Source organism: Marinomonas sp. PE14-40, assembly GCF_051623805.1.
Lineage (GTDB): Bacteria > Pseudomonadota > Gammaproteobacteria > Pseudomonadales > Marinomonadaceae > Marinomonas.
Window position 1 is genome coordinate 5,008,213 of the sequence record NZ_CP130700.1, and the last position, 20,735, is coordinate 5,028,947.

Genomic DNA, 20,735 nt, shown 5'->3' on the forward strand with positions numbered 1-20,735 from the left:
AGCAAGACTTTGTTAAACAATAAGTTTTTTAGTTAAATGCTAGATAATATTTGGATGGGGAAGCGGAAATAAAATGAAGTTATCTGAAAATGCCAAGATAGTCGTAGTGCGTTTATCCGCATTAGGTGATGTTTGTCATGCGATGTCTGTGGTTACTGCAATTAGAAAACGCTACCCAAATGCAGAGATTACTTGGATTACAGGTAAGCTAGAAGCTGATTTAGTTAGCATGATGCCCGATATTAAAATAGTGACCTATCAGAAATCGTCTGGTTTAAAGGGTATGTTGGCTATTCGGAAGCAGTTTATTAATGAGTCATTTGATGTTTTGCTGCATATGCAATGGTCATCTCGCGCCAGCTTATTAACGCGAATGTTAAAAGCTAAAACCCGAATTGGCTTTGCTAAAAGTCACTCCCGTGAAAAGCAGCATTGGTTCGTTAATACTTTAGCACCTGAGCCAAGAGGCCGACACGTACTAGATACCTTGATGAGTATGGCTGAAGCAATTGATGTACCTCATGCGAAACCCAGCTGGCAATTAGAGGTGCCAAAGCGCCAAGCTGAGTTACCTGATGATTACATCATTATTAACCCATGTGGTTCTAAAGTGACTAAAAATTGGACGTTAGAAGGGTATCGCAAACTGATTGAACATCTTATTTCTAAAGGAGAGAAGATTGTTTTAACCGGTGGTCCTACGCCAGTAGAAATTGAATTTGTTAATGCTATTGCTCAGGGTTACGAGTTGGATAATATTGTTGGTAAGACAAGTATTAAAGAGCTCACGGCTGTTATTCGAGATGCCAAACTTATTATTAGTCCAGATACCGGCCCAGCGCATATAGCGACTGTGGTAAACACACCTATGGTGGGCTTGTATGCTTTGTCTAACCCTGAAAGAACAGGGCCTTATTATGGGCAAGCATCTGTGGTGAGTGTGTATCAAATGCTAGCTGAGAAAGAGTATGGTAAACCTATATCAGACATTCCTTGGGCATCTACGGTACATGATCCAGAAGCCATGTCTTATATCTCTTATGAGGCTGTACTTGAAAAAGTAAACAATGAACTAGAAGGTTTAAATTAAAGACTAACTCGCTAATTAACTAGGATAGAAGGCTAATTAAGGCCTTCATCTTGTTCAGCCTGCCATAGGGGAATGAGTTCAGGCTTATTCTGAACAATATCCGCTAGAGAATATTCTTCCATCTTGGTGAGAAATGCTTCCATAGCCAGAGCGAGAGCTTGCTTTAGCTCACAACAGCTGACTATTTGGCAGGCTGGTTTAGAGCAATTAACCGCATCAAGGTGATTCTCTAGCTCTCTAATTACTTTGCCAATATTAATGTCTTCTGCCTTTTTAGCTAATCGAATGCCACCATTTTTACCTCTGATGGATTGTACATAACCTAGCTTGGTTAGCTGGCCTATCACCTTTACAAAATGGTTTTGAGAGGCATCATAAACTTTGGCTACCTCAGGCACACTACTTAATTGCTCAGCTGGAATGCTGGTGAGATACATAAGAGTTCTCAAACCAAAATCTGTGAAGGCAGTTAGTCTCATTTAATTGAATTAGCTCTTAGTTAAAGTGTGAATGAACTCAACTTACTGACTAACCCTGCACTGATCTCATTAAGCCTATGTCCTTGGTATTGGAGCTGCTCACAGTCTTTGCTGTTTGAATGAGATAGGTTCTGAAGCAAGTTAATATGTTGAGAAACCTCAGTTACCATCTTATGAACTTGCATTAGGTCGACGTCGTTATGCTGATTTTGCTGGCCAATGATAGCTAAAATACCATTTAAGTGCTTGCTTGCAATAGCGATTTGTTCTCGGCTGCTGATAGAGGTTTGAGATAAATCAGTTAAGTTTGTTGATTGTCTCTGTATTTGTTCACCCGCATCTTTTACTGCTGTGCTAATCGCCTGGACAATCAGATTGATTTGATTAAGGCTGTCTTGAGTTGACAGTGCAAGCTGCCTAACTTCATCGGCAACGACAGCAAACCCACGACCATGTTCACCTGCTCTAGCCGCTTCGATTGCTGCGTTTAAAGCGAGTAGGTTCGTTTGATCCGCAAGGGTATCAATCACAGAAACAACGCCACCAATAGATTTTGCTTGTTCAGACAGAGACTCGAACTTGTCACTTAATTGATTACTGCTTTCTATGTAGTTTTCAATTATGTTGGCCATTTCAGACATGGAACTGGTTGAATCTTCTAGACCTTTCTGTGTGTGTTGTACTTCAAGTTCTGTTTGCTCTGCTCTGTGTTGTAGCAAAAGAGATTGTTGGTCTAGTAATTCACACTTATCCGCTAGCGTTTGAACACTCTTATCTTGGCTTTGAATGCGATTAACTAAGTCTTGATTCCGGTTTGCTAGTTCATCCGCTACATCATCACAGGTATGAGCTTGTTTTTGGATGTCAGTTAATGTGTCTCTAACATTAAGTCGAAATGAATCAATCACCGTTAATATCTTTCCCATCTCACTATTATATTGACTATTAACGGTACAGGCTTGGGACAAATCTTTTTTCTCGAATGCTTTCATGTATTGAGTTATGCCATTTAGCGCATCTACGCCCCAATACTTCTCATCGATATCGTGTATTACCAAGAGAATAACAACTATGTACTGCAGTGCTTGAGAGTATGTTTCTTGAGTAAAAAAGAAAGCATTGATGAATAAGCCAATGGCGCCTAGCCAGTGAATAAAACGCATTCTAAAAAAGAGTGATTGCATAAAAATATCCTACTTTAAGTCTTTGCTTATCTGCTTGAGTAAAGTTTGAGCAGAATTGAATAATGCAAGAATATATAACATGTATTTCAAATGCAAGTTTAAAGAATATAGAAATAACCCCTCTTATTGGCTTAGAAAAAGTGCCTAAATTGCTAATGTTTAAAAGGAGATGATGAGAGGTGAGTAAGTAAGAAAAAGGGCGACTGCATAATTTGCAGTCGCCCTTAGATAGGTAGAGTGATTAAGTCATTAATCCTTATTATGTTTTAAAGGATTAAACCTCTAATGATCTTTCTGCCAGTTTTAAATCTAGTGTTGCTTTGAGTAATTTATAAAGGCGAATAGATGCGTCAATTTCATCTTTACGGTTAGTTAAACTTTCAATGTTTAAACCAAGCGGAATACCTAAAGGTAAAGCTGTCTCAATAATTTGTTCCAATGCATTGCGACATACTTTAACGGATTCAGCTAGCGGGTCTTTAGCATCTAAAATACGATGTTTAGTTGCTTCTGGTACTGAAATGCCAAGCCACTCCATAAAGTCTAACGTTTTAGCGCTACCGCAAGGTGTGAAGGTCAAAATTAAGCGTTTAGGCTGAACACCTCTATCTTTACAAGTGCGGGCATAACGACTGATCAAGTCTATGGTCGCTTGAGCGTTATAAACAGCCTGAGAAATAAAGAAGTCACAACCAGAAGCAGACTTATTAAAAATACGTAAGTGTTCATCGCCTTTAACTGCATGGCGTTCGGCAATGGTTACCCCACCAAGGTGGTAAGGGTGATTGTGTTTTTCTAATGTCTTGTATGCTTGATTTAATGGCAGCTTAATATCGCCTTCAGATGATGGAGAACCAACAAGTACTATGTCTTTAATGCCATACTGGTTCCAGGAATCATCTAGCCATTGATTAAATTCTTGTTCAGAACGGGCTGAAACGCTTTTATAAGTGATAACAGGTAAGTCTGAACCATCACGTAGTCGCTTCGACCACGCTCTTGGGTCTTGTGTTGACATAAAAGGGAAAGGGCGTGGCTTGTCTGTTCTGCTACTTTCATCTTGAATGTCGTAAACAATTAAACCATCAACTTCGACTTCGCTAATACGTTGTAATAACTTGGCAGAAATTTCAGCTAACTTGTCTTCTTCGATAGAGGACCTTGGCGGTGTTGTACCTATTAAATACACCCCACGGTTAGGGTCTTGAAATTTACTGCGTAATTTGGAATTCATTCAACTCACCTTTTGGCCCAATCTAGTTGTTAATTTTTCTAAACAGGGTGATAAACTATTTAATAAGGCCATTTTATCAGTGAATTGAATTCAAGATCATCCCATTCTGTTTGAATAATATTGAAGTTGAGGTGAATGAGACTAATCCTTTCTGATTTAGCCTGATTAATTTAATCAATTATAAAAGAGTAGAGCATGTTAGATGTTTCGCAATTAGCCGAATACGGCAATGATAATTTGCCACCTGTGCACCTTTGGAAGCCTGAAGCATGTGGTGATATGGATATGTTGATCAAAGCAAATGGGCAATGGTGGCATGAAGGTAGTCCGATTAAGCGACCTGCCATGGTGAAAATGTTTAGTCGTATCCTGTGGCAAGAAGATGGTGAACACTTTCTTGTGACACCAGTAGAGAAAGTGAGAATTCAGGTGGAAGATGCGCCTTTTCTCATTACACATATGAAAGTGGTAAAGCGTGATGAAGGTGAGTCTCTAGAGTTTATTACGTCAGTAGGGGATCAACTTGTATTGGGAGAAGATGACACAAGTTTGTGGATGGATGATTATCAGGGAGAAGCTCACCCCTATATTTCAGTGCGTTACGGTATGAAGGCGCTAATCCATCGAAATATATTTTATGACCTAGTCGAGCTAGGCGAAGAAGTGGAAATTGATAGTGAGTTACATCTTTGTGTAAAAAGCAAAGCGCAATATTTTAGTTTAGGAAAGCTAGAGGGTTAGGGCTTTTGAGCATGGCTTAGGATATAATGCCGAGATTCATATTTAGGTTTTTATTGAGGTTTTATCTTTGCAATTTTCTGATTTTGGTTTTGATGCCCGTATTCTTCAATCACTTGGTCATTGGGGCTTTGACTCAGCCACACAAATCCAAGCGCAAGCGATTCCCGAAGCCATGGCTGGGCGTGATTTACTCGCATCCTCAAAAACAGGGTCAGGAAAAACTTTAGCTTATCTTATACCCGCTTTACACCGTGTTTATCGTGTTAGAGCTTTGTCTAACAAAGATGCTCGTGTACTGATACTTGTGCCTACTCGAGAGTTGGCTAAACAAGTTTACTCGCAATTAAGATTGTTGGTGGCCAGCAGTAAGTTGAAAACAGCCCTTATCTTAGGGGGAGAAAACTTCAACGATCAGATCAAAGACTTGCAAAAAGATCCTCAATTTATCGTTGCAACACCTGGACGTTTAGTGGATCACTTGAATCAAAGAAACATGTTCTTAGATGGACTTGAGCTACTTATTCTTGATGAAGCTGATCGCATGTTGGATTTAGGTTTTGCCGATCAATTAAAACAAATTGATGATGCAGCGAGTCATCGCCTGCGCCAAACCTTATTCTTTTCTGCCACGCTTGATAATGCAGAAGTAAATGATATTGCACAAAGGTTGCTGAATGAGCCTTCTCGTATTGCAATAGGTGCAGGAACCGATGTTCATAGTGATATCAAACAGAAATTTTATCTTTGTGATCATCTAGATCATAAAGAAGCGATTCTGACTCATACCCTAGAGCAAGAAACCATTAAACAAGCGATTATCTTTACAGCAACAAAACTTGATACAGTGCGTTTAGCTGAGTTGTTAGAAGAAAAAGGCTTTACCACTCAAGCCTTGAATGGTGATCTGACACAGTCGGCACGTAACAAGGTGATGGACAGCTTTGCTAGAGACCATTTTCAGATATTGGTCAGTACTGACTTAGCATCGCGTGGTTTGGATATTGCCAATGTGTCACATGTGATTAACTTTGATATACCAAAACACAGCGAAGAGTATGTTCATAGAACAGGTCGAACAGGTCGTGCTGGCTTCCAAGGCGATGCCTATTCATTGGTAGGGCCAAAAGATTGGCATAACTTTAAAGCATTAGAAGCTTTCTTATCTCGTACTTTTAGCTTCGATACCATAGAAGGTCTAGAAGCAAGCTTTAAAGGCTTAGCACCGAAAAAGGTCTTTAAGAAGTCTAAAAAGCCTCAAGAGAAGAAAGTGAATACAGAAGCGAAAGCACCGGTAAAACGTCGTGGCCCGAGTAAGACGAAACTTCATACTAATAGCCAAGATGGTTTTGAACCTTTCAAAGTGCCTAAGAAAAGTAAAGGTATTGCCTTAGACGATAAGGAATAATAGAAAAGATAGCTAAAAAGGATGAGTACAGACAGGATGTCTATTAAAAAGAAGTAGTAAAGACAGAGCGTCTGTTATTAAGGTCGGAAAATACAGTATTAAGGTAAGACGTTAAAACTTGCTTAGGTCGCGACTGCCCCTAAGCAGTTTGGGTTTTGCTTAGGGAGAGTGCTGGTAGTGCTTTGCTGAAAAGGCTCTTAATTGCTGTTGCTGCGGCTTTAAATGTTGCTTTAATAGCCATTGCACGCATTTGTCTAGCGCGATTTTCGTAGTAGATGAAATCTATGTTGTTATCCAATTTAGCATAAGTTTCAGTTGTTTGGTTTAGGCTGAAAGGGGCTAAACTATCGTATGTTGCTTTGTCCATTGTGTGCTCCAAGTGGTATGTTTTGTTGACATGCATATAGTAAAAATTTTAGTCAAAATTAACAAAGTATCCTTTTTCACTTAATTGATGAGTTAATTTCACCTATTTGCAGATAGGGTGTTTTTTTTAGTAAAAAGTGTGTTAAAAATGACCTGTGACTAAAGTATAAAACGGCATTTAAACTAGGGAGCCTGCGAAAAAGTCCTCCCGCCTCAGTGTGTGGATAAAAACCGCTAGATTTATGGCGAAGAGCGCAACTTAATAGTGATGCTATTGATAAGGTTCTCAACATAAAGATAGGTCTTTTAGACCACGCCCTTCGGGTCTTTAAATAATACCTAATCGGTATTTTAGAAAAAGTAACACTCTGTGTTGTTACTTCTCGAAAGGTATCGACATTACGTCAAAGTAACGCCTTGTGTGATACTTTTTCTGTAAAGACTGAGAAGAGATGACTTACTCGCAGGTTCCCTAGATTCCTCATAACTATGGAGTTTGAGATATTAATCGTTTACCCCCTTTAAATACGCTGCGTTGCTTTGAAGCTGCTGCTCGTCACGGGAGTTTCATCAAAGCCTCCCATGAGTTATCTGTTACCCCTTCTGCTGTCAGCCATCAAATTAAGGCCCTTGAAGAGTTTTTAGGGATAGAGCTATTTTTAAGAACCAAACGGAAAGTTCTGTTGACCGAAGCTGGGGCAGATTATTTAGAGCCGATTTCATCTATTTTTAAACAGCTTGATGAAGCCACGACAGACCTGATTAATAAGCAGTCTTTAGGTGGCGTTTTACGTTTAAGTGTTGCACCTGCTTTTCTCTCTCGTTGGCTCATGCCAAGAATGGAGAGCTTTCAAGATCAATATCCAGATGTACAGCTTGAGTTAAATGCCTCTTCTGGCTTAGTTGATTTTTCAGCAGGTGATATTGATATGGCCATTTACTTTGGCGACGGTGATTGGCCAGATGTTGAAAAACAATTTTTAAGGAACTCAGCTTTAGCACCTGTTTGTAACCCTAATTTAATCAAGCCTCATCAACCCATACGTACGCCAGATGATATGCGCTTCTATCCATTGCTTCATGTGGCTAAGCGTAAAGAAGAATGGCATAGCTGGCTTAAGCAGAACGGTTTACAGCCTAAGTTGTTCCGTCGTGGCGTTATGTTCTCAAATGGTTCATTAACGGCTGCAGCTGCCGCACAGGGGTTAGGGATAGCATTAGCAGATCCAAGTCTCGTTGCGCCAGAGATTCATGAGGGGACTTTAAGGGTCCTTTTTGATCAGCATCTAAAAACACAAAGTGCCTTTTATATTGTGAATCAGAAAGATCGTAAAATGACTCAACCTATGGACGCTTTTAAGTCTTGGGTAATTGAACAAATGACGGATGAAAGTGACAGCGAGTTTTAGACTAGAATATTGCCTAAGCTATAGAATATCTTATTGATTTTGATAATTAATTTGGTTTAAAAAACCATGACCTTGAAGTCTAAAGGTCGTATTCTTGATGGCAGAAAAATTATTAATTCATGGGAGAAAAACGTGGCTGAACTTTCAGTAAATAGCTATTTTGACAATCAAGTAAAATCCATTGCACTTGAAAACAATGAAGGTGTATCTACCGTAGGTGTCATGGCGGTTGGCGAGTATGAGTTTGGAACGTCACAAAGAGAATACATGACAGTGGTATCTGGCATGCTAACCGTGAAGTTACCAGGTTCTGAAGGCTGGGTTGAGTTTAAACAGAATGAAACTTTTATTGTTGAAGCAAACCAAAGCTTTGGCGTTAAAGTGAATGAACAGACTGCCTACCATTGCCGTTATGAATAAAGAGTAACTGGTTTAGGTTAGAAATAAAAAAATGCGCCTTAAGGCGCATTTTTTTATGACGTTATTGAGACGAAAAACTAGCCTGCAACCACATTGATTAACAAGGTTAATCTATCTCCTGGTTGAACATATTTCTGTCCAGTAACTTTTGGATTCCATTTCTTAATATCAGCCAGTTTCACTCTGAACTTACCTGCTACTTTAGCGAGTGAGTCACCTGGTCTAATGGTGTAAACGATTTTCTTGGTGACACTACGACCAGTGCTGTTAACGCGTTTCTCGCCTTTTAGCCAAACAACTAATTTTTGACCTGCGAATAACGGATCTTTTAAGCCCATGTTATTCCAACGAGCAAGTTGCTTAGACGTCGTTTTGTATTTTTGCGAGATCTTCCAAAAGCTGTCTCCAGATTTAACAACATAATTAATCTTTATGCGGTTTTGGCTTGGAGAGCGATTTTGTTTAGCCAACAATCTCTGGTGTGAGCTTAAGGTGTAGCTTTCAATCTTGCTACCAGCAACTGGAATCATTAACTGCTGTCCAACACGAATAAGAGTAGAAGACATCTTATTCACGTCTTGTAGCACGTTTACCGTGGTGTTGTGCTGTTTAGCAATCAAAGCCAAGTTATCACCAGACTCAACGGTATAACGAACCCAAGTAACACGTTCGTCAGCAGGGATAGAAACCAGCTTGCTACGGAAGGTGCTTGCTTTATCAACCGGGATCAATAATCTATGAGGCCCTGTTGGAGAAGTTGCCCACTGATTAAAACCTGGGTTTAGAAGGTAAACTTCATCAATACTGATACCTGCCATGTTTGCCGCTTGAGCTAAGTCTATTTGACCGCCAATATTGACGATTTCAAAATAAGGCTCGTTTGGCATGTCTCTTAGCTTATAATTATACTTTTCTGGGTTTTCGAAAAGTTTACCAAGAGCAAGTAATTTAGGTACGTAAGCACGGGTTTCTTTTGGTAGCTTAAGTGACCAAAAGTCAGTTGGTTTACCTGCTTTTTTATTACGACGAATAGCACGAGATACCGTGCCTTCACCTGAGTTATAAGCTGCAAGAGCATGTAACCAGTCACCCTTAAACATCTTGTTTAAGCGAGTAAGGTAGGCAATTGCTGCACGAGTAGAGCCAACAATGTCACGACGACCGTCATACCACCAGTCTTGGTCTAAACCATAACTACGACCTGTTGATGGGATAAACTGCCAAGGGCCAGACGCACGGCCATGACTATAGCCAAACGGGTCAAAGCCACTTTCAACAATAGGGAGTAATGCAATCTCTAAAGGTAGGTTAGCTTTTTCTAGCTCTTCAACAATAAAGTAAAGATAGCGTGAGCCTCGGCGCGAAACACGGTCAAGATAACTTGGGTGTGAAACAAACCATTTTAGCTGGCTAGAGATTCTTGGCTTGTTCAGCTCTAGGTCAAGTGAAAAGCCAGATTGCATACGTTGCCATAGATCAATCGGAGGAAGAGGTTCAGGGATGACTTCTTCAATAACTGGCTCAGCTTGTACTTCTGCTTTTTCAGCATCAAGATTAACGACTTCTTCAGGAAGTGGAATATCATCGATTGCTGCTGGCGATAACGCCACATCACGAGTATCTAATGGGAAAACCAATGCGTCGTCTGTTTGATTACTTAAATCAGAATCAATAACATTCACGTCTACATTAGACGTGGCAGTATTTTCCGCATCGATCGCTTGAGTTCCTGCTTGATCTTGCTCATTAGTTAACGATTGGCAACCGGTTAACGCGAGGCAAAATGTCGCTGCAATAAAAGTTTGTTTAGTCATCTAGTCATTTTATGTTGGCAAATTTCGACACATTTTATAGTGCAAACCACTCAGGTCAACTAAAAGCTGTCTTTTGCTTTACGTATTTGTGCAAATCTAGCTTCTGCTGTCTTGCCTAATTCTTGATCTAATTGCTTGGCTGCGTTGTTCGAAACTTGATCGATGTGGGCGCGAAGGAAGGGATTAACCTCTTGTTCTATAGAAATTTTTGAAGGTAAAGTAGGTAAATTTTGAGCTCTTAAGTCTTGACACTCTTGCTCGTATTTAATCAAATTTGCATTATTAGTATCTAACGATAATGCGAAAGAATAATTTGCTAAAGTATATTCATGAGTGCAATAAATTAGAGTATCTTGTGGTAAACGCGCGAGTTTTTGCAAAGAATCTTGCATTTGCTTTGGGCTACCTTCAAACAAACGACCACATCCGCCTCGGAATAACGTGTCTCCACTAAAGAGTATATTGTCTTTTTCTTGGCTCTGACTGAAGTAGCATAAATGATCCAGCGTGTGTCCAGGCGTCGCGATAACATCAAAGTCACGTCCCATTACAGAGATGCTGTCGCCATCGACCAAACCTTGATCCACAATTTTAACTAGGTGAGTCGGGCCTGCGACATGACAGTTAAAGTGTTTTTTTAATTTTGCGACGCCGCCAGTATGGTCTGGGTGATGGTGAGTGATTAAAATGCCAGCTAAGGATAAATTATGTTCTTCAAGATAGTTAAGGACAGGTTTAGCGTCACCTGGGTCGACTACCCAAGCTTGTGAGCTATCATTGTCGGTCAAAATCCAGATATAATTGTCGTTAAAGGCTGGAATGGGATGAATCAAAATAAATCTCACTTTTCAGGTGTCAAATGGGGAGTAAGTTACTCGTTTACGTTATCCTATCAAACTGAGTAATGATACAAGTCAGCAGAGTAAATTGTATGGCGGACAAGCAAGTTAGGCAATTTTTCCAGCAATGGTACCAGTCTGAACTCGGCCAAAATGTATTAAAGCAAGAAACCGAATTGTTAGATCGCCTATTAAAAGAAACGGTAGGTTACTATCTTTTAATGCAAAGTCCGCTTAAACAGTTGGATATATCGCATTCACTTTTACGCACCAAACTTATGATAGCTCCCAGCCTCGAATTAGGTGCGCCAGACAATTTGATTGTGGCTAACTCTCATGAATTACCGGTCGAGTCTGATGGTATTGATGTGCATGTATTACATCATACGTTAGAGCTTTCTGAAGATCCGCATGGTGATTTACGTGAAGCAGCAAGGAGTTTATTGCCAAGTGGAAAACTCATTATTGTTGGTTTTAATCCTTGGAGCTTTTGGCGAGCAAAACAACTGTTTTCAAGCAGAGGTTATGCACCTTGGTGTGCAAAATTTATTGCCATGAAGCGTTTAGAGGATTGGTTAAAAGTGGCTGGCCTTACGTTGGAAAGCACAGATTACTTGTGTTATTCGCCTCCTTTTAAATCGGCGGCATGGCAGGCTCGTTGGCAGCCTTTAGATTCTTTAATGTCTATGTCAAAACTGGCATTGGGTGGTGTTTATGTTATTACAGCGACAAAACAGACCCATAGACTTATTCCACATAAACCACGTTGGCGGCGGGCTTCTGTTCGAGTTACGCCTCTTAGAAAGCCAACGGCGAAAGAGATTAAACAGTGAAACACGTAGTAATTTATACCGATGGCGCTTGTAAAGGAAATCCAGGACCTGGTGGTTGGGGGGCTTGGATTACCTTTGGTGAGCATGAAAAGCGTTTATGTGGTGGTGAAAATGATACAACCAATAACCGTATGGAGTTAAGTGGTGCAATAGAAGGTCTTAAGGCGCTGACTGAAGCCTGTAAGGTAACTTTATATACTGACTCATCTTATGTGCAAAAAGGGATTACACAATGGTTGGCAGGCTGGAAGAAAAAGGGGTGGAAAACCGCTTCCAAGCAACCGGTTAAGAATAAAGATTTATGGCAAGCTCTGGATGAAGAGTGTCAAAGACATGATATAGAGTGGAAGTGGGTTAAGGGCCATGCGGGTATCAAGGGTAACGAAATTGCTGATGAACTCGCTAACCTAGGTATAGAGAAAATAAGAGATTAATTATGAGACAGATAATTCTAGATACGGAAACAACGGGTATTGACCCAAAACAGGGCCATAGAATTATTGAAATTGGTTGTGTGGAAATGGTGGATAGAAAACTCACCAAAAACCACTTCCATGTGTATATCAATCCAGACCGTCAGGTGGAAGAAGAAGCGTTTCAAGTTCACGGAATTAGTGATGAATTTTTGGCTGATAAGCCAAGGTTCCATCAGGTGGCACAAGACTTCCTAAACTATATTCAAGGGGCTGAGCTTGTTATTCATAATGCACCCTTTGACGTTGGCTTTATTGATCATGAATTTGCAAAGTTGGGTAACTTTCCAAAAGTTGCTGATGTCTGTTCTGTCTTTGACACTTTGGCGTTTGCCCGTAGTAAGCACCCAGGACAAAAGAATAATCTAGATGCATTATGTCGACGTTATGGCATAGATAACTCTCACCGTGAACTCCACGGGGCCTTATTAGACTCGGAGATTTTGGCCGATGTTTATCTGTTAATGACAGGTGGGCAAACCAGTTTAGGGTTAGGTGATGACGACGATGGCTCGATCGGCGGCGCAGCCTTAACAATTAGACGTTTAAGTCCAGATAGACCTATGCTAAAAGTGCTTAAAGCAAATGATGCAGAGTTAGAGCTGCATAATGAAAGGCTTGATTTAATCGAAAAAAAGGCAGGTAAAGTGCTTTGGCGTGACCTTTAATAAAGTCACGCTATGTCATGCTAGTACTAACTTTTGCTAATGCTAGCGTTTGCCTTTTTATTGAGAGAGCGCATCTAATACACAAATTTGATTTCGACCGTCTTGTTTGGCCATATACAAGGCTTTATCGGCAGCTTCGAATAACTGTTTGCAATCAGATTGAGATATCTTGTCACCATCAATGTGAGCCACGCCAAAGGTGGCTGTGACCGAAAAATGGGCTTTATCATTTAGAGTGAAACGGCTCTGTGCCAATTTAGTTCTTACTTGCTCTAATAAAAACTCACATTCCTGCTGGTTTTTATTGTTAAAACAAATGACAAACTCATCGCCACCAAAGCGACCTATAATATCCTTTTCACCTAACGTGCCTGTTAAAATTTGAGCGAAACCAGTTAAGGCTTTATCGCCAGCCTGATGACCTAGTGAGTCATTGATTCCTTTAAAGTGGTCAAGGTCACAAATACATAGGTTAAACGCTTCTTTATCTTGTTTATGCTGCAATAAGGATTGGTCAAATAGGTCAAAGAAATAGCGACGGTTGATTAGCTTTGTTAGAGGGTCATAATGAGCAAAGTAATTGATCTTCTGAGTGGCTGCATCTCGGCTCGCCATTATTTTGACTATCATATAGAGCAGTAATGCGCCTAATAAAAAAGACGAAATATTAAGGGTGACAGTGCTTCTAATGACTTGCTCTTCATGAGCTTCAACATCATCTGCAGCTTCTTGGGTAAACCTTTGTAGCTCATCCCTTAAGTCGATAAGCTCGCGTCTTAGTTCAACTTCTTCACTATTAAGTAAGGTAATTAAAGCTGGGTGGTATTCCCCTTGGCTCGTTTTAAGTGACTCAATCATATCAATTACTTGATAATGATATTGTGTATGTTCCAAACTGATTTTGTTGAGAATGGTGATAACTCTAGACATCTGATTGCGCATCACATCACGGCTATCAATTAGCATGGGTTGAATAAATTCGATGAGCTCATCAATGGTCGTTTCGAACTTTTCACCACTTCTGATAAAACTGCCTTCAAGCGTATCAAGTACGATCAGCCTATGATCTTGGCTTAATTGATGTAGCTTTTCTATCAATAAGGTCTGTTCAAATTGACGATCAATAAGTGGCAAAAGCTGTGATATGAGAGGCAGGTCACGATTAGCAACATCATAAAACTCATGTTTTATTTGCTGCATTTTAAAAAATGAAAAGAGGCCATTTACAACAATGAGTAGGGCAATGATAAAACTCAAAAGAAATATGAGCTTGTTACTTTTTCGATAGTTGATCATGTCTTTTAAATAAGCGCTTAATTAGGTAGTGATTATGAGAGAGCGAACGACTAAAAACTTAGCCTAAGCTTCAATTCGATCTTTGAGAAAACCATGCAACTTTAGCGTGCTATACAAGGTTTTATCGCTCAAGTTTAAACGAAATTATTTAAATTGATATGGCATTCACCGAAAAGCAGAACGTCCCTTGAAAGGGCGAATGATAAAACAGAGGAAAAAGTGAGATGAAGAACTGTTCTAGCGAAAAGGTATAACGGAGAGATCTGAAAAAGAGATATCCGAAATAGAAATAAGAGAGTGTTAGATATATAGAAAACTCACTCACTTAATTATTAAGTGAGTGAGTTTTAACATTAAAAGTAACGTCTAACTTCAACCTGGATATAATCGTCGTTGCGTAATTGATAGGCGTTATCTTGTGTATCTGTATTGGTAAACAATCTCGCTTGAGCTTCTATGAACCAATCATCATTAAGTCGGCGACTACCTTCTAAACTGACAAATTGGCTTTGGTTATCGAGATCAAAGCTGATACTAGAAATGACTTCGGTTCCTTCTATGTCATTCAGTACCCATCGAGTCCCTAGGGCTAGATCGTTTTGATTCGCTGTCGCTTTGTCTCCATGTCTGTCGTCGAATTGATATTCAACAAAGACACCGAGATCCGCGACGGAGTCATTAATACCAACATAGGTATATTCAAAACCACCAACGGCAGCGGTATTTCTATCATCGCCTTTATATTTAATAGAAATACCCTCTAGTTTAAATAGCCAGTCTTCATAGATAGCTTGTACATCCAAACCAGTTTGCTGAATTTGTGCGTAATAAGGTGCAAGCCCAGTAACCTGATTCGAAGAGTTAGTAATGGTTTGATATTGCGGGTCTCTTGAAGTACCAATAAATTGACTTAAGCCCACATCCCAATCGCCATAGACTTGTGACCATCTAGCAGCAAAGTCTACATGCTCATTTTCTTTGGAAGATTGGTACCTTGCTGCATCCGCATCTACCGTAAGTGCGCCTCTTAATCGGCCTTCACTACCGGTAAAGGTGCGTTCACGAAAGCCAAAAAGGGCGAAGGCTTCAAATGTCCCCCAGTCTCTTTCCATCAAAACACTGAGCATAGGTTGGCCAAGTTTATCTTCACCATCTATGTCTTCTACTGCATCATCCTGGTTCACAATATCGACTAGGTGAAGAGTTTCTGTCACTCCCCAAAAAACTTTTCTGACACCAGCATAAACTTCATAGTCTTCATAACCACGCCAAACGTAAAGCTCACGGATATCCAGATGGCTTCTCTCGCTATCTTGACTGTCATAGCGGCCAAAGGTTGTTGCAACAAATCTTTTGTTTCCATCATCCCAGTCACGGTAATACTCAAGATTAAAGGCAGAGGAAAGGCTGCTGTCATCTTGTCCAGAATAAAGGGCATCCTGGGGAAAATAACGAGCTTCCAATGCACCATAACCTGTCAATTCACTATAGGTATCCTCATACTCATCAGCCATAAGAGCTGATGAGTAGTTTAGAGACAGTAAACTGGCAAGAGTAAAGGCCGCAGCTGGCAATTTGTTTGCTTTAAATAAGGGCTTTAAACTCATCATCTTTATCTCTAGGTTAAGTTACTTAGCACGAGCTAGGCTGTTCTTAGTGAAGTCTTTTTCACGAAAACCATTGGAAAACTTCCAACCTTGGTAATTAAGCTCTGTTGATTTGCCTGTTTGATGATTGATCATCATCCAGTTATCTGCACGCCAAAACTTGTTCTCGTATTGGTTGTAGTTAGACAAGGTTAATGTCTTTAAAAGGTCTGATTTACGATCATAGAAATCAATTTTAAAGGCACGATATTCTTGTGTGTCTATCCAAACATTTTGCACTGAGTAACCAGATTTAGGATCAACAGGGTCTCTTTCTATGACAAAGTGATCACGACCGTCTAGTGTTTCATTACGCAAATATTTATAAGTGTATTTCTCTACTTCTTGTGAAGAGATATCTTCAAATGCAAACTCACTGCCCATAAATGGACCTGATTTGTTGCTAGATGAAATACGCTTCACACGCTTTAATGCAGGTAAATAAAGCCACTGATCATCTGAACTTGCTTTATGAGTGAAAGACAAAAATGCGGTGCCTTTTACATCCCTAGGATTATCAAAGATGATTAGGGCTTTGTCGCCATCATTATCTTGCTCTAGCGTTTTACTACGCATACGGCGCACACTTTCTTCACCGTATTTATTTCTAAGAACCATGGTCATCTTGGTTGAGTTATCGGCAAAACCTAGGTCACGTTTATCAGCTTCAATCGCGATATCCAACCCTTTTTGTTCTGCTTCAGATAAATCTGCAGCTAACACGGTTTGACTACCTAAAATAAGTGCACCAGCACTAACCAAGGTGCTTAAAGTCAGTTTGTAATTTAATAAAGTTTTCATATTATTCACCTTAGTTTGTCGCTGTTAATGGTGTGTTTGAGTCTGCTGAAGCGGTTCCATCTTCAACCTTGTAAGCTTTCTTATCTAGTTTCAATAAAAGCACTGGTAATAATAGGAAGTCAGCGATCAAAGCCATGACAATGGCTATTGCTGTTAATACCGCCATATTAGAGTTCATACCAAATGAAGACTGAGCCAGTACGCCAAAGCCTGCTACCAAAATGATTGAGGTGACAATAATGGCAACACCGACTGAGGAGAAGGCGTAACGTACAGCGCTTTCTGCTGACATCCCCAGACGTCGAACTCGTAAGTATTTACTCAAGAAATGAACCGTATCATCCACCACAATACCCAATGCCATACCGGTTACCATGGAGACAGCAACATTCACTTCACCAACGAGTAATCCCCAAAGGCCAAAAGCAAGTGCGGCAGGAAGTAGGTTTGGAATAAGGCTTAAGAAACCTAGTTTGACACTACGTAAAGCAATACCAATCAATAGCGAGATTAGGATCATAGCGACTCCAGTACCTACTAACATACCTTCAATATTTCGGTCAGATATGTATGAAAACATAATGGCTGGTCCAACACCGTAAGCAGTAATACCTGCGTTGTCTTGTAACCATTGAGTACCACGTTCAGCAATTGCTTTAAGTTGGGTGGAGCCAAGGTCTTGTAAGGAAACAACGATTTGAGTTGAAGACTTGCTCACGTTAACTTGGTTATTAAGGTCTAAGCCGTATGGCAAAGATAGCTCGTAAAGAAGTAAATATTGAGCTGCTAACTCTGGATCTTGTGGTAAACGATAGTAGCTTTCATCATCCCCATGAAGGTTCATGTTAAGGCGCTTAAAGGTATCACTGATACTGTTTACATGGATTACTTCAGGCTGTGTACGTAACCAGTTAGTAAAACTATCTAACTTAGCTAAGAAAGCAGGATTACTGATACCGTTATTCTCACCGCTATCCAAAGAGTATTGCAGTTGATAAATGCCAGTCAGTTCATCTGTTACGAAGTCAGAATCAACACGAAAGTCTTGGGTCTTATCAAAGTAGCCAATGAAGTTATCTTCAAGTTTATTCATTTGAATTGAGCTAACAAGCACTAGGGTAATCAGGCCAGAACCCAACAGGATCTTTCTTTGGTTATTGATAACATAGTCCGCAAGCTTATCCATGCTAGTACCAATTGATGTGCTGCTTTTCGTTGCTTTAGCAGGCAAGATAGCCATCAATGCAGGTAGTAGTGTTACCGATAAGAAGAAGGCCATCATAACGCCAACAGCAGTAATGTTACCTAGGTCATGGAATGGCGGCGCATCACTGAAGTTCATGGATAAGAAACCAATCGCAGTCGTTACCGAGGTTAAGAAAACAGGACCAAGGTTAACCTTGATACTCTCTCTTAGGGCGTCATGTTTGCTCATGCCATTACGCATACCCGCAAACATACTGACCAGAATATGAATCGAATCGGCGACTGCCAGTGTCATGATAATAGTGGTGGCAGAAGCCGATGGCGGTGTTAACTGAATACCAAAGTGACCTGCGAAGCCCATTCCCGCCATCATAGATAGCATGATGACAACAACAGCACTAATAGTTGCACTAATAGAGCGAACTAAAAGGTACATAATGGCGATGATGACTAAATACATCACAGGTACGAGAGTAGACATGTCCTTCATCGTCGCTTCAAAGAAAGCGTTTGACAGCATTACCATGCCAGTTAAGCGTACTTTTACATCGTATTTTGCTTCGATTTCAGCAGCTAAAGCACGGGCAGCATTCACCGCTTGTGGCGCTTCATCAAGAGATTTTTGAGGCATCTGGAAGGTAATGTTAACCCCAGAAACCGTTCCTGCTTTGTTTACTATACGATCAGCAAGCAGTGGCTCACTTAACGCAACCTGCTTTAACAATTGCAAATTAAGGGCATCAATATCTTGTGCACCACTCACCAAGTCTTCAACAATCAAGTCGTCATCTTCGGCATAGGTGTGCTGAAAGTTACTAATGGAATCAACGCGTAAAGCAAAAGGTAATAACCATGACTTCTCTGTTAACTCTTCGACTGCTGCCAAAGCATTATTAGAGAAAGCATTGTCATCTTTCGTTTCGATTGCGAATAAAACGTTATCTATTTTAGTGTAGGTACGTTGTAGCTGTTCAAACTCTTGTAGTTGAGGGTTGTCTTCACTAAAGAAAACACGGTAATCATTATTAAAGGCTAAAAGCCTGGCACCACTGGCGATAAAGAGAGTGATCAACACGGAAGTGATGAGCACCAGCCAGCGATTACGAATAAGCCAATCCGCGTAGCGACTAGCCCAGTCTGATGTTTTCTGTGAAGGTTGCATTTTTATTGCTCCTACAAGGGGATTAAAGTAATCTATACCAACCGCTCGGTATGTTGATAAATAATCATTCCGACCGTTCGGTATGTTTTGTGTTAAATAAAAACACCAAAAAGGTGTTTTTATAAAGGGAATCTTATTTAGTTATTACTAGAGCTTTAATGTCTTAAGGTATTCGATAAAAGACTCATGCAGCTTCAGCATGCATTCGTTAGAACGACAACTTTTCACTATGCTACCGATGCCTTGAAAGCTTGAAATGATGAACCAAGCGGTTTGCTCAACTTTCAAATCAGGCTTCAAAATATTCTTCTCTATGCCTTTTTCAATGGCTGTCATTAATAAGTCACAGTGAGTTTTGTACATATTTGAGGTACATTGCTGAAAGCCTTCATCAGTCGCACACATTTCTTGTGAAACACTGTTTACTGGGCAACCTTGCATAATGTCATCGATTGAGCAGTGGGCTTGGAACCCTGCTAACATAAGGCGAATACCTTCAACCAAGTCATCATAGGCTAGGGCAGTACGCCAATGGCCTAAGTATTGTTCTGCATAAATCTCTTCAAATACTGCATAGCCGAGTGCTTGCTTATTAGCAAAGTGGTGATATAAAGCACCTTTTGATACTTCGGCTTTCTCAAGAATTTTAGATAGGCTGGCTGCTTTAAAACCATACAAGCGCATTTCTTCAGCGGACACCTCTAAAAGGTGACGACGGGTTGCTTCTGAATCACGAGAGTTTGACATAAAAAAACCTATACCTTGAATAAAGTGAAGTTTACAAACCGATCGGTCGGTTTGCAATGGTTATATTTCAAAAAAGCATCAAATTCCATTATACAAAAAGTTAAGGCCTTGTTTTAAATAGAATAGGAAAAGTGACATTTTTGTCATAAATAAAGGGCAAAAGCCCTTATTTCCTGCTATTTCATGCAAAATCTCTGACATTTTGATCATAATTTATGAGATATAGCATGGATTTATTTTCGCGATTAAGTGACTTTGCTTTGACGTTTACGAAAGTATTTTGATTTTTCTCGATTGCCACAGGTGCTCATACGACACCAGCGCCTTCCTCGACCTCTGCCTGAATTTAAAAATAACCAAGTGCAGCGGCCACACTCTCTTAGTTTGTTAATATCTTGTGTTCTTAAAAAATCGTCTAAGGAGAGGTAAAGCACATCTATAAACCAGTTTGAAGCTAAGGTATTTGATTGCCACTGATACTGATCACCTTGCTTGATAAGAGATGCATGAGAAAGTGCCGTTTGGATACTCACTTCAATCTTCTGAGGTATTTTCTGCTTATGTATTTCTTGTGAAATTATCGCGCTGTTATCTGAGTTAGATAATAAGCGATTAAACATGGCATAGAGCGCTTCTCTAGTCGTATGAAGCTCAGCCAGAGCTCGGTTTGATTCTGCTTCGTCATATTGGGTTAGAGCTGCTTTATGATGAACATTAAAAAGAGTTGAGTGTTCAATCCAATTTAAAAAACGCTGCCAATCATGAATGTGACTGACTAATCGGCTTTTATCTTGGTCTTCGACTGTATTAATGAAATCTAAGATGGGGTGCCCGCCAATAAAACTATCTTGTGCTTCTAACATTGCTTGTAACCTATTAAATTAAAATAACGGTTGTTATTGGGTTTTTATCATTATAACCT

The 20,735-nt window shown here is 40.0% G+C and carries 20 protein-coding genes; 8 read left to right on the top strand and 12 right to left on the bottom strand.

The features are described from left to right. The first annotated feature begins 73 nt into the window (after window positions 1–73). The gene (locus Q0A08_RS23195) at window positions 74–1,090 is read left to right on the top strand and encodes a glycosyltransferase family 9 protein (protein ID WP_438463890.1); all 1,017 of its coding nucleotides are present in this window, start codon (window positions 74–76) and stop codon (window positions 1,088–1,090) included. Window positions 1,091–1,122: 32 nt separating this feature from the next. Here Q0A08_RS23195 and Q0A08_RS23200 read toward each other — a convergent pair whose 3' ends face one another. The 3 genes from Q0A08_RS23200 to Q0A08_RS23210 form a co-directional block, all read right to left on the bottom strand. After that, window positions 1,123–1,569, bottom strand: coding sequence for an Rrf2 family transcriptional regulator (locus tag Q0A08_RS23200; RefSeq protein ID WP_438463891.1), 447 nt, complete (start codon window positions 1,567–1,569; stop codon window positions 1,123–1,125). Between the two features lie 20 nt (window positions 1,570–1,589). Continuing rightward, window positions 1,590–2,753: a methyl-accepting chemotaxis protein gene (locus tag Q0A08_RS23205; protein WP_438463892.1), complete on the bottom strand. Its 1,164-nt coding sequence runs from the start codon at window positions 2,751–2,753 to the stop codon at window positions 1,590–1,592. Window positions 2,754–3,027: 274 nt separating this feature from the next. Beyond that, a complete protein-coding gene (locus tag Q0A08_RS23210) occupies window positions 3,028–3,987 on the bottom strand; it encodes a methylenetetrahydrofolate reductase (RefSeq protein ID WP_438463893.1) in 960 nt (319 codons plus the stop codon). Window positions 3,988–4,182: 195 nt separating this feature from the next. On the opposite strand from Q0A08_RS23210, the gene Q0A08_RS23215 reads away from it, so the two are divergent. Both Q0A08_RS23215 and Q0A08_RS23220 read left to right on the top strand, forming a co-directional pair. Next, window positions 4,183–4,728 carry a DUF1285 domain-containing protein gene (locus tag Q0A08_RS23215; RefSeq protein ID WP_438463894.1) on the top strand — a complete coding sequence of 182 codons (546 nt, stop codon included), beginning with the start codon at window positions 4,183–4,185 and terminating at the stop codon, window positions 4,726–4,728. 67 nt (window positions 4,729–4,795) lie between these two features. Further along, on the top strand, window positions 4,796–6,133 hold the full coding sequence (locus tag Q0A08_RS23220; protein ID WP_438463895.1) for a DEAD/DEAH box helicase: 1,338 nt from the start codon (window positions 4,796–4,798) through the stop codon (window positions 6,131–6,133). Between the two features lie 139 nt (window positions 6,134–6,272). Here the strand turns inward: Q0A08_RS23220 and Q0A08_RS23225 are convergent, their stop codons facing one another. Beyond that, window positions 6,273–6,500, bottom strand: a complete 228-nt coding sequence (locus tag Q0A08_RS23225; RefSeq protein WP_438463896.1) for an RSP_7527 family protein — start codon at window positions 6,498–6,500, stop codon at window positions 6,273–6,275. Window positions 6,501–7,002: 502 nt separating this feature from the next. On the opposite strand from Q0A08_RS23225, the gene gcvA reads away from it, so the two are divergent. Both gcvA and Q0A08_RS23235 read left to right on the top strand, forming a co-directional pair. After that, on the top strand, window positions 7,003–7,908 hold the full coding sequence (gene gcvA / locus Q0A08_RS23230) for a transcriptional regulator GcvA (RefSeq protein WP_438467689.1): 906 nt from the start codon (window positions 7,003–7,005) through the stop codon (window positions 7,906–7,908). Window positions 7,909–8,040: 132 nt separating this feature from the next. After that, window positions 8,041–8,328 carry a pyrimidine/purine nucleoside phosphorylase gene (locus tag Q0A08_RS23235; RefSeq protein ID WP_438467691.1) on the top strand — a complete coding sequence of 96 codons (288 nt, stop codon included), beginning with the start codon at window positions 8,041–8,043 and terminating at the stop codon, window positions 8,326–8,328. Window positions 8,329–8,405: 77 nt separating this feature from the next. Here Q0A08_RS23235 and Q0A08_RS23240 read toward each other — a convergent pair whose 3' ends face one another. Both Q0A08_RS23240 and gloB read right to left on the bottom strand, forming a co-directional pair. Continuing rightward, entirely contained in the window at window positions 8,406–10,142 is a 1,737-nt protein-coding gene (locus Q0A08_RS23240) for a LysM peptidoglycan-binding domain-containing protein (protein WP_438463897.1), read from the bottom strand. Window positions 10,143–10,201: 59 nt separating this feature from the next. Further along, window positions 10,202–10,975: a hydroxyacylglutathione hydrolase gene (gene gloB / locus Q0A08_RS23245; RefSeq protein WP_438463898.1), complete on the bottom strand. Its 774-nt coding sequence runs from the start codon at window positions 10,973–10,975 to the stop codon at window positions 10,202–10,204. A gap of 98 nt (window positions 10,976–11,073) precedes the next feature. Here gloB and Q0A08_RS23250 point away from each other — a divergent pair, with 98 nt between their 5' ends. Genes Q0A08_RS23250 through dnaQ form a run of 3 tightly spaced genes read left to right on the top strand, consistent with a single transcriptional unit; the run spans window position 11,074 to window position 12,955 of the window. Then, window positions 11,074–11,814: a class I SAM-dependent methyltransferase gene (locus Q0A08_RS23250; protein ID WP_438463899.1), complete on the top strand. Its 741-nt coding sequence runs from the start codon at window positions 11,074–11,076 to the stop codon at window positions 11,812–11,814. Further along, window positions 11,811–12,248 carry a ribonuclease HI gene (gene rnhA, locus Q0A08_RS23255; protein ID WP_438463900.1) on the top strand — a complete coding sequence of 146 codons (438 nt, stop codon included), beginning with the start codon at window positions 11,811–11,813 and terminating at the stop codon, window positions 12,246–12,248. The genes Q0A08_RS23250 and rnhA overlap by 4 nt, the downstream gene beginning before the upstream one ends. A gap of 2 nt (window positions 12,249–12,250) precedes the next feature. Then, window positions 12,251–12,955, top strand: a complete 705-nt coding sequence (dnaQ, locus tag Q0A08_RS23260) for a DNA polymerase III subunit epsilon (protein ID WP_438463901.1) — start codon at window positions 12,251–12,253, stop codon at window positions 12,953–12,955. Between the two features lie 57 nt (window positions 12,956–13,012). On the opposite strand, the gene Q0A08_RS23265 is transcribed toward dnaQ, so the two are convergent. The 6 genes from Q0A08_RS23265 to Q0A08_RS23290 all read right to left on the bottom strand — a co-directional run bounded on the left by Q0A08_RS23265 (window position 13,013) and on the right by Q0A08_RS23290 (window position 20,676). Then, window positions 13,013–14,212, bottom strand: a complete 1,200-nt coding sequence (locus Q0A08_RS23265; RefSeq protein WP_438463902.1) for a GGDEF domain-containing protein — start codon at window positions 14,210–14,212, stop codon at window positions 13,013–13,015. A 392-nt stretch (window positions 14,213–14,604) separates the two neighbouring features. Then, a complete protein-coding gene (locus Q0A08_RS23270) occupies window positions 14,605–15,861 on the bottom strand; it encodes a hypothetical protein (protein ID WP_438463903.1) in 1,257 nt (418 codons plus the stop codon). Window positions 15,862–15,879: 18 nt separating this feature from the next. Beyond that, window positions 15,880–16,698 (bottom strand): outer membrane lipoprotein-sorting protein, encoded by an 819-nt coding sequence (locus Q0A08_RS23275; protein ID WP_438463904.1) that lies wholly within the window; start codon window positions 16,696–16,698, stop codon window positions 15,880–15,882. A gap of 10 nt (window positions 16,699–16,708) precedes the next feature. Further along, window positions 16,709–19,066: an efflux RND transporter permease subunit gene (locus Q0A08_RS23280; protein WP_438463905.1), complete on the bottom strand. Its 2,358-nt coding sequence runs from the start codon at window positions 19,064–19,066 to the stop codon at window positions 16,709–16,711. A gap of 147 nt (window positions 19,067–19,213) precedes the next feature. Further along, on the bottom strand, window positions 19,214–19,813 hold the full coding sequence (locus Q0A08_RS23285) for a TetR/AcrR family transcriptional regulator (RefSeq protein WP_438463906.1): 600 nt from the start codon (window positions 19,811–19,813) through the stop codon (window positions 19,214–19,216). Window positions 19,814–20,058: 245 nt separating this feature from the next. Beyond that, window positions 20,059–20,676 carry a CGNR zinc finger domain-containing protein gene (locus tag Q0A08_RS23290; RefSeq protein WP_438463907.1) on the bottom strand — a complete coding sequence of 206 codons (618 nt, stop codon included), beginning with the start codon at window positions 20,674–20,676 and terminating at the stop codon, window positions 20,059–20,061. Between the last annotated feature and the right edge of the window lie 59 nt (window positions 20,677–20,735).

What these genes read in the sequence shown, in the direction of transcription:
- Q0A08_RS23240 (WP_438463897.1), bottom strand. Translation starts at nt 10,142, where the DNA reads ATGACTAAACAAACTTTTATTGCAGCGACATTTTGCCTCGCGTTAACC.
- Q0A08_RS23195 (WP_438463890.1), top strand. Translation starts at nt 74, where the DNA reads ATGAAGTTATCTGAAAATGCCAAGATAGTCGTAGTGCGTTTATCCGCA.
- Q0A08_RS23275 (WP_438463904.1), bottom strand. Translation starts at nt 16,698, where the DNA reads ATGAAAACTTTATTAAATTACAAACTGACTTTAAGCACCTTGGTTAGT.
- Q0A08_RS23250 (WP_438463899.1), top strand. Translation starts at nt 11,074, where the DNA reads ATGGCGGACAAGCAAGTTAGGCAATTTTTCCAGCAATGGTACCAGTCT.
- Q0A08_RS23200 (WP_438463891.1), bottom strand. Translation starts at nt 1,569, where the DNA reads ATGAGACTAACTGCCTTCACAGATTTTGGTTTGAGAACTCTTATGTAT.
- Q0A08_RS23225 (WP_438463896.1), bottom strand. Translation starts at nt 6,500, where the DNA reads ATGGACAAAGCAACATACGATAGTTTAGCCCCTTTCAGCCTAAACCAA.
- Q0A08_RS23285 (WP_438463906.1), bottom strand. Translation starts at nt 19,813, where the DNA reads ATGTCAAACTCTCGTGATTCAGAAGCAACCCGTCGTCACCTTTTAGAG.
- dnaQ (WP_438463901.1), top strand. Translation starts at nt 12,251, where the DNA reads ATGAGACAGATAATTCTAGATACGGAAACAACGGGTATTGACCCAAAA.
- Q0A08_RS23215 (WP_438463894.1), top strand. Translation starts at nt 4,183, where the DNA reads ATGTTAGATGTTTCGCAATTAGCCGAATACGGCAATGATAATTTGCCA.
- Q0A08_RS23270 (WP_438463903.1), bottom strand. Translation starts at nt 15,861, where the DNA reads ATGATGAGTTTAAAGCCCTTATTTAAAGCAAACAAATTGCCAGCTGCG.
- Q0A08_RS23210 (WP_438463893.1), bottom strand. Translation starts at nt 3,987, where the DNA reads ATGAATTCCAAATTACGCAGTAAATTTCAAGACCCTAACCGTGGGGTG.
- Q0A08_RS23280 (WP_438463905.1), bottom strand. Translation starts at nt 19,066, where the DNA reads ATGCAACCTTCACAGAAAACATCAGACTGGGCTAGTCGCTACGCGGAT.
- Q0A08_RS23205 (WP_438463892.1), bottom strand. Translation starts at nt 2,753, where the DNA reads ATGCAATCACTCTTTTTTAGAATGCGTTTTATTCACTGGCTAGGCGCC.
- Q0A08_RS23290 (WP_438463907.1), bottom strand. Translation starts at nt 20,676, where the DNA reads ATGTTAGAAGCACAAGATAGTTTTATTGGCGGGCACCCCATCTTAGAT.